The sequence below is a fragment of the Amycolatopsis sp. 505 genome, assembly GCF_031625235.1.
Lineage (GTDB): Bacteria > Actinomycetota > Actinomycetes > Mycobacteriales > Pseudonocardiaceae > Amycolatopsis.
Map to the genome: position 1 here is coordinate 184,068 of NZ_JACKQP010000015.1, position 7,726 is coordinate 191,793.

The window sequence follows — 7,726 nt, forward strand, 5'->3', positions numbered from 1 at the left end:
GTGGACGAGCCCTGGTTCCCGGACGCGGCCGCGTCGCGGGCGGTGCTGATCGGCGTCAGCCGGTACGAGTCGGCCGAGCTGCCGCCGATTCCCGCCGTGCCCGCCAACCTCGACGGCCTGCGCGCGGCGCTCACCGACCCGGCGCTCGGTTCGGTGGCCGCGAGCGGCTGCCGCGTGCTCGGGGACGACGCGACCAAGGCCGCCGTGGGAGCGGCCCTCACCGAGGGCAACACGCAGGCGGCCGACCTGCTGCTGGTGTACTACTCCGGCCACGGCGTGCTCGACGACGACGGGCTGCTGCACCTGGCGCTGCGCAGCACCGACGCGAACCAGCCCGGCTGGACGGCCATCCCGATCACCCTGCTCCAGCGCGAAATCGGGCGGTCGCGGGCCAAGGCCCGGATCCTGGTGGTGGACTGCTGTTTTTCCGGTCAGGCGGCCGAGGCGATGGCCGCACCGGGCGGTCTGGTGGCCGGCCAGCTCACCATCACCGGCGGCTACACCCTGGCCTCATCGGCGTCGAACCAACCGTCGCACGCCCCTCGCGGAGCCAGGTACACGGCCTTCACCGGCGCGCTGCTGAACGCGCTGGCCGCCCCGGTGCCGCTGACCATGGACGGCATCTACCGCCACACGGACGAGGAGCTGGCCGGCCTCGGCCTGCCCCGTCCCCGGCGCCGGGTGACCGACTACGCGTCCGACATCGCCTTGGTCCGTGGCCCCGTGCGGCGGGGTGGATCGGTTCCGGCTTCACGGCCTGGGGTGGAGCCTGCGGTACCGCCGGCTCCCGGAGGTGCGCCTGCGCCTGGCCGGCCGGAGCCGGCCGCGGGAGTGAAGGCCGCGGCGCCGCCAAGCCCCGCGCGCCGAGCCGAACCCGCACCTCGCCCGCCCGAGCCGGAACCGACACCGGCCGCGCAAACCGAGCCCGAAACCACCGCCCGCCGACCTGAGCCGACACCAGCCGCGCAAGCCAAGCCCGAAACCACGACCCACCGACCCGAACCAACACCAGCCGCACAAACCAAGCCCGAAACCACGACCCGCCAACCCGAACCAACACCAGCCGCACAAACCAAGCCCGAAACCACCGCCCACCAACCCGAGCCCAAGCCGGCCGTGCGAGCCGAGGCCGTGGCGCCGGCAAGCCCCGCGCGCCAAGCTGAACCCGCGCCTCGCCAGCCAGCGCCTGAGCCGGCCGCGCAGGCCGGGGCCGAAACCACGTTCCACCGACCCGAGCCCGCCGCGCCTTGGCTCGAGCCGGTCCCGGCTCCCCCGCGTCAGCAGCGACCCGTGGCCATCCCGCCGTCGCCCGGCGGGGTCCTTCGGACCTTCTCCTTCGATCCGCCCGGCCCGGCCGCCTGGCCCAAAGCGCTCGTCCCCGGCGGCACCTTCGTCGTCACGGCCGTTCTCGCCTGGATTGCCTTCACCGATCCCTCCCGCAACGGCGACCCGGGGATCTTCGAGATCGTGGTCGCCACCTTCTTCGGCGGCGCGCTCTCCATCGGCGCTCTCGCGTCCGCCTTCCAAGTGCTCCGGATCCTGTACGACGGAGCGCGACGCCCGGCCTCCCCGTGGACCCGGCTGGAAATCGGCCCGGCCGGACTGGCCGTGGCCGGCGACGGCAAGCGGCACGAGGTGGCGTGGCCGCAGATCGAACGCGTGACGCTCGCCCGGCAGGCGCCCGGGTCCCCGACCGTCGTGCTCGGCCTCCGCGGGAACGTCGTCCTGCCCGGGACTCCCACCCGGAAGGGGCTGACCGGCCTCGGCCAGTGCCGGCAGTGGTCGGACGTCCTCGCCGCCGCGCGGCGGTTCGCCCCCTCCTCCGTGAGCGTCGAGCGCGACGTCCGGCAGGGCCGCGCGAAACCGTAGGCCGGCTCGCGGCTGTCCCTGCCCGCACTCATCCGTCCAGCAGCGGAAGCCCCCGTGCCGTGCGGAAGTCGTCGATCACGACGATGGCGAGCTGCGGGTGTGCGCTCAGGGCCTGGCGGGCGTCGGCCAGCAATTCCAGGCGTTCGGGCTCCCCCGGGATCTCCAGGTCGGCGATGGACAGTTCGAGCAGGGTGGCGTCGTGGTAGGCGAAGGCGGCGCTCTGCCTGGCGAGAGCGGACAACTCCGCGCTCGTCGTGCCGCCGGCGATGGCTTCGAGGTCCCGGGCGGCCAGCAGCAGTCCCCTCGGGTCGACCTTCAGCGAACGGATCACCCGCAGGTAGTGGGTCGTGTCGGCGGTGTCGGGGACCCGGCCGGCCGCGATCTGGAACCCGTGCGTCATCCGGCGGAGGTCTTCCGCGACCAGGGCCGCGCACACCGCATCGAGACCGGGCGGGTCGTTCTCGTCGCCGAGGGCGATCATCGAGCGGGCGACGCGGATGACGTCACGGGCCAGGCCGCCGGACAGGCAGTGGACCAGGCCCAGGAAGGGTTCCGACACCCCGATCACCCGGCTGCGCAGCAGCGCCTTGGTGTCGGCGAGCTTGAGGTGCTCGACGCGGACGATTTCGTCGAAGGCGCTGTCGAACGCGTCGCGGACGGCGGTACCCCGGCGTTCGTAGGCGGCCAGCGCGTCATCGGAAACCGAGACGAGGAAACGGGTTCCGTCGACGCCGAACACGCCCTTGATCTCGTTGAGGAACTGCTGCGCCAGCTCCGCCGACTCGATCTTGTCGAGTTCGTCGACCGCGATGAGGACGGCCCCGTCGGCTCCGCTCGCTCGAAAGGCCGACACCACGGACGCGAGGAACTCCCGCAGTTCGGCGACGATCTCCGGGTAGGTCAGGGCGCGGTCGGCCGACTGGACCGTGCGCGTCCAGCCCGCCTCCACGTTCGCCGGCAGCGAGAGCTTGCCGGACCACCCGGTGGTCGTGGTCTGGAGGAACCGGATCCGGGCCAGGCGCTCTCGGGCGGGCAGCCCGACCGCCGTCAGCAGGTGCGCGTGGCTCACGGTGCCCAGCAGTCGTTTCCGCGTCCACCTCAGCGCCGCGACGCGCACGGCGATCACGACGAGCGCGGCGATCGCGATGAACACCGCGGACGCCATGACGATCACCGAAACCTGATCGGTGCCGAAGGCCTCGACCAGCGTGCCCGGCGACGTGACGGCGCCGGGCCGTACCCACCACGCGAGCCCGGCACCCACCACCGCGACCGCGGCGAGCACGCCGGCCGAGACGACGACCCGCCGTCGCGCCGCCCGCAGCGCGGCCACCGTCGCCGCGGGACGCACCAGATCGATGACGGCACCGCACAGGCCGGCGTACAGGTGCAGGACGAAATCCCGCGGCTGGTACTGCACCGGCGCACTGACCACGAGTTTGACCGGAGCCGGGTCGTTGGCCACCTCGTGCGTGATCAACGTGCTCTTGCCGACGCCTCGCGGCCCCGCGATCCCGATGGCGCCGCCGCTCATCCGCCGGGCCACCGCCTGGAACCGGCGGACCGAGCTGGTCGGCACGGTCTTCGTCGCGTCGGCGGGCCTGGCCAGGTCCGGCGCATGGGTGACATCGAGCACGACGCGCAACGGCGGCGGCAGCAGATCGTTGACCAGTGCGCGCACCACAGGCAGGACGCCGTCGTCGAGCAGCACTTGCTCCCACACGGCCGTCAGCCGCGCGGTGTCGAGCCGGTGGTTCCGGTCCGCCGCGGCCTCGATCCCCTGCCCCAGCGCCTTCACCCCGAAGTACACGCCCACCGAAAGCGCCATGGCGAGCGTCGCGGTCGCCCCTTTGCCGTCTTCCGACCAGGTTTTCGAAACCCGATCCCAGATCACCGAGAGCACCACGAAAACCGCGACGGCACCGGCCACCGGATGCCGGGACACTTCCCGCAGAAGAGCCACCACGAGTCCACGGGCGGATTCGGCGGCCGGTCCGATGCCCGGCTCACCCGCCCCGCCGGAGTGCGCCGCCACCAGCCGGGCCAGCACCGGCTCGGCCGGACCGAGCAGTTCCTCCGGCTTCTTCAGCACCCTCTCCCGGACCGCCGCGCGATCGATTCCGCCCCGCCGGATCGACGCGCTGATCTCGGGGCGGTCCAACCCCCGGTCGACCACCCGCTCCAGGTGACGCTCGACCAGCTTCGCCCGGAGAGCGTCCCGGCCGGTACCCAACGGGAACAGTTCGGCGTCCGCCGGTTCGCCGTGTTCGGGAAGGTCCACCGTCTCGCTCCGGGCCGGTCGGGTCCACCCGCGCGCCGGGCGTCCTCGCGGAGGATGTCGCCTGGACCCACGACTCGGTAGCGGCACCCCGCGATGTTCAGCCGAATGGCGCAGGGACGCCGGTCGCGGCCGGAAGAGGTCGCCGTCCGTTCCGGATCCGTTGCCGGCGGATCGGGTGTGTCCAGTCGGGTGCGCAACGACACCGGTTTGAGCAGGACCCAAGTTGGCGCGAAGATCATCCCGGAAACCACCCGGTCACGGTGAATCTTTGACCGCCCCGACCGTCACCGGCACGAAGACCGTGCTTGAGATCGGACTCGTCAGCGCATCGCGGCCTGGAGCCGAGCGGCGCGCGCCCGGGCGTCGGACCCGGCGGGCGTGCAGAATTCCGTCACCATCGCCAGGATCCGGCCGGCCGCCGCGTCGGGGGAAGCCGTCAGGTCCGGGCTGGAGGCCACCGTGATGCCCCGGGTGCCCGCCTCGTCGCTCATGCTCCACGTGTTGTACCCGGGCACGTCGCCGCCGTGGCCCCACACCGCGGGTGCGCCGGGACCGCAGATCGCGGCCAGCGAAATCCGCATCAGCCCGAGCCCGTAGTCGACCAGGCCGCCTTCGCCCGGCCAGGGAACCGTGGTCTTCATCTGCGCCAGCAGCTCGGCCGGCAGCAGCGAGCCGCCGAGCAACGCGTCGAAGAAGCGGTTCAGGTCCGCCGCGCTCGAAATGATGTTGCCGGCCCCGAAGTAGCGGCTGAGGTTGTAGACCGTGACGTCCGTCAGCCCGCGCGGCGCCGGGTAGAGCTGCTCGTAGCCGCGGATCGCCGGGCGGGGCACCAGCGGGAAGTCCCGGGGCAGGAACGTGTCCGTGAGGTGCAGCGGCCCGGTGATCCAGTCGGCGAGCACCTGCTCGAACCGGCGGCCGGTGAGCTTCTCCACCAGCAGGGCCAGCACGTTGTAGCCGGTGTTCGAGTACGACCAGCCGGTGCCCGGCGGGAACACCAGCGGCTGCACCGTGCTGTCGTGGATCGCCTCGACCTCGCCGAAGTGCACGAACCGTTCGGTGTCCACCTCTTCGAGGGTCGTCCAGGTGTACTGCGGCGCCAGGTCCCGCGGCACGCCACCGGTGTGCTGCAGCAGCTGCCGCACGGTGATCGGCTCCGGGTAGGGCAGCAGGCCGGGCAGGTACTTCCCGATCGGCTCGTCCAGCCCCAGCCGGCCCTTCGCGGCGAGCTTCAGCACGAGCGTCGCCGTGAACGTCTTGGACACGCTCCCGATGCGGAACCGCCCGCCGGTGTCCGGCTTCGCGCCGGTGACGACGTCGGCGACCCCGGCCCGCCCGCGCCACCGCCCGGCCGGATCCGCGGCGACCGCGATCATCCCCACGTTCCCGGCGCGCACGGCCGCATCCAGCGCGGCCTGCCGCGGGTCGGCCGCCGCGGCGGCGGTACCGGTGCCGGCGACCAGCAGCACGGCGCAAGCGGCGGAAACAACCCATCGGCGCATGATTCCCCCCGGTGTCCGCGGTCCCCCGACGGTAGCGCAGACCGGCCGCCGGGTCACCGACCGGACGGCGCAGCCCGGACCCGGGTTCGCCGGGTCGGACCGTGCCGGTCCAGTACATCGGGTCGGCGCGGTCGAAGGTGACCTTGATGGTGGCGCCGGCGTCCTCCGCGCCGCCGTGGTGGCCCTCGCCCGCCGCGGCTTCGTGGCCGCCGAACGCGTCGTTCAGGCCCTGGAACAGCTCGCGGTCTTGGTGGTCCATCGGAACTCCTTCCCTCGCCGGCCATGCTCGGCGAGGAAGCCCACCCGCGGACACCGGTGACCCGGCCCGAACTGCCCGCCGGTCGGCCGGTGCTCTCCAGCCGACCGGCGGGCGCGCTCGTGCTACCGCTTGAGCAGCACGGAGTTCACCAGGGCCGATGCGGCCTGCTTCTGGGCGTGCGCACTGTCGACTTCGATCGTGTACGCCCCGAGCGCCCGGAACTGCCGCTCCGGAAGCGGGTCATCGGGGAAGGGCGGGCTTTGCGCGGCTCTGCTGGTCAGCGACACGGTCAGGGAGAAGCAGCCGGGGTCGAGCGGGGCCAGCTTCTTTTCGAGGTCGGGGCAGAGCACCAGGGTGTTGGTCTCGGCCTCGCTGGTGAACGTCGCGACCTTCTGCCCCGCGGGGATCTGCAGCGACTTCAACGGGGAGTCGATCACCGGCGGCGTGGTGCGGATCTTGCCCAGCAGGGCCAGCATGTCCGCGGCCGTCACCGGCTTCGTGGTCGTCACCCGGATCCAGCGACCGGGTCCGTCCTGCCACATCACGCCCTGCGGGTGCGAAATCTGGCCGGCGTCCGACGGTTTCGCCTTCAGCGCGCTGCTCGGCGCGGTGCCGTCGCGGACCTCGATCTGGAACGCGTACCGGTGCGCCTGCCCGTAGTGCACGGTCCCGAAGTGCGGCTGGATGGCCCAGAACAACAGGCCCCAGGAACTGTCCTCGAGGCTCACGGCCGGCGCGGTCGGCAGGACCGGTTCGGCGGGCGGGGCATTCAGGCGCGAGGCCGGCGGTACCGTCGTGGCCCCCTGGCCCAGCACCGCGACGGCGCCCACGCCGAGCGCGGCCACGGCGAGCGTCACCGCGGCGACGCCGGCGATGCGGCGACGCCGGAGCCGCCTGGTGGCCCCCGCGAAGACGGCCTCCGGATCGGGCGCCAGGGATTCCTGTGCGCGCAAGGTGCGGCGCAACGCGTCGAGGTCGGTCATCGCTCTCTCCTCTGCCCCGGGACGTCGCCACGGGAAAACCCTTCGAACTGCACACCCTCAAGACGCCGCTGCTCCGGCGAACTGTTGCGGTGGCTCGCGGATCCCGGAGGCGGGCGCCCGGTCGCCGGGAATTTCCCGCGGCGGCGCAACAGCCCGCCGGGGTCCCGGCGTCTGAGTGGGTGTGCACTTCGAAGAGTTCGCGCGCGAGGAGCTGCCCGACCTGGTGCGGTTCGCGGCCGTCCTGACCGGCGACCGCGAGCTGGCGCAGGACGTGGTGCAGGACGCGCTGGTGCGCGCGCACCAGCAGTGGCGCCGGGTGGCGGCGACCGACCGGCCGAAGCTGTACCTGCGGAAAATGGTCGTCAACGGCTACCTCTCGTGGCGGCGCCGCTGGTACCAGCGCTCGGTCCGGACCACCGCGGACGTCACTTGGTACGAGGACGCCTTCACGCCCGACCACGCGGACCGCATCGCCGACGCCGACCGGCTCGCCCGGCTGCTGGCCGCCCTCTCCCGGCCCCAGCGGGCCGCGATCGTCCTGCGCTTCTACGAAGACCTCGACGACCAAGAGATCGCCGAGGTGCTCCGGTGCGCGACCGGAACCGTCCGCAGCCACATTTCCCGGGGCCTCGGCGCCCTCCGCCTCCAGATCGCGGACTGCAAGCAGATCACGTGCTGACCACCTGGCGCACGGACAGCCGACGACCTCCTAGACGAGTGATGCGTAACTCGGTTAGTGGTCGTAGGCGGTCAGGGATCGGGTGATGGGTTGGCTGGTGGTGCGGTTGTGCCAGATGGCGGCGGTCAACGCGAGGAGGCGTTGGGCGACGCGGAC

Annotated in this window: 5 protein-coding genes; 2 read left to right on the forward strand and 3 right to left on the reverse strand. The window is 72.6% G+C overall.

From position 1 onward, the window contains the following. Positions 1-1,869 carry a caspase, EACC1-associated type gene (locus H5965_RS42145; protein WP_310976810.1) on the forward strand — a complete coding sequence of 623 codons (1,869 nt, stop codon included), beginning with the start codon at positions 1-3 and terminating at the stop codon, positions 1,867-1,869. A gap of 28 nt (positions 1,870-1,897) precedes the next feature. Here H5965_RS42145 and H5965_RS42150 read toward each other — a convergent pair whose 3' ends face one another. The 3 genes from H5965_RS42150 to H5965_RS42160 all read right to left on the reverse strand — a co-directional run bounded on the left by H5965_RS42150 (position 1,898) and on the right by H5965_RS42160 (position 6,891). Further along, positions 1,898-4,150 (reverse strand): hypothetical protein, encoded by a 2,253-nt coding sequence (locus tag H5965_RS42150; RefSeq protein ID WP_310976811.1) that lies wholly within the window; start codon positions 4,148-4,150, stop codon positions 1,898-1,900. Positions 4,151-4,470: 320 nt separating this feature from the next. Next, positions 4,471-5,649: a serine hydrolase domain-containing protein gene (locus tag H5965_RS42155; protein ID WP_310976812.1), complete on the reverse strand. Its 1,179-nt coding sequence runs from the start codon at positions 5,647-5,649 to the stop codon at positions 4,471-4,473. 381 nt (positions 5,650-6,030) lie between these two features. Continuing rightward, positions 6,031-6,891 carry a hypothetical protein gene (locus tag H5965_RS42160; RefSeq protein WP_310976813.1) on the reverse strand — a complete coding sequence of 287 codons (861 nt, stop codon included), beginning with the start codon at positions 6,889-6,891 and terminating at the stop codon, positions 6,031-6,033. Between the two features lie 181 nt (positions 6,892-7,072). Here H5965_RS42160 and H5965_RS42165 point away from each other — a divergent pair, with 181 nt between their 5' ends. After that, positions 7,073-7,570: a SigE family RNA polymerase sigma factor gene (locus H5965_RS42165; RefSeq protein ID WP_310976828.1), complete on the forward strand. Its 498-nt coding sequence runs from the start codon at positions 7,073-7,075 to the stop codon at positions 7,568-7,570. Positions 7,571-7,726 lie beyond the last annotated feature (156 nt).

Coding starts and splice junctions, on each gene's coding strand:
- H5965_RS42155 (WP_310976812.1), bottom strand. CDS start 5,649: ATGCGCCGATGGGTTGTTTCCGCCGCTTGCGCCGTGCTGCTGGTCGCC.
- H5965_RS42160 (WP_310976813.1), bottom strand. CDS start 6,891: ATGACCGACCTCGACGCGTTGCGCCGCACCTTGCGCGCACAGGAATCC.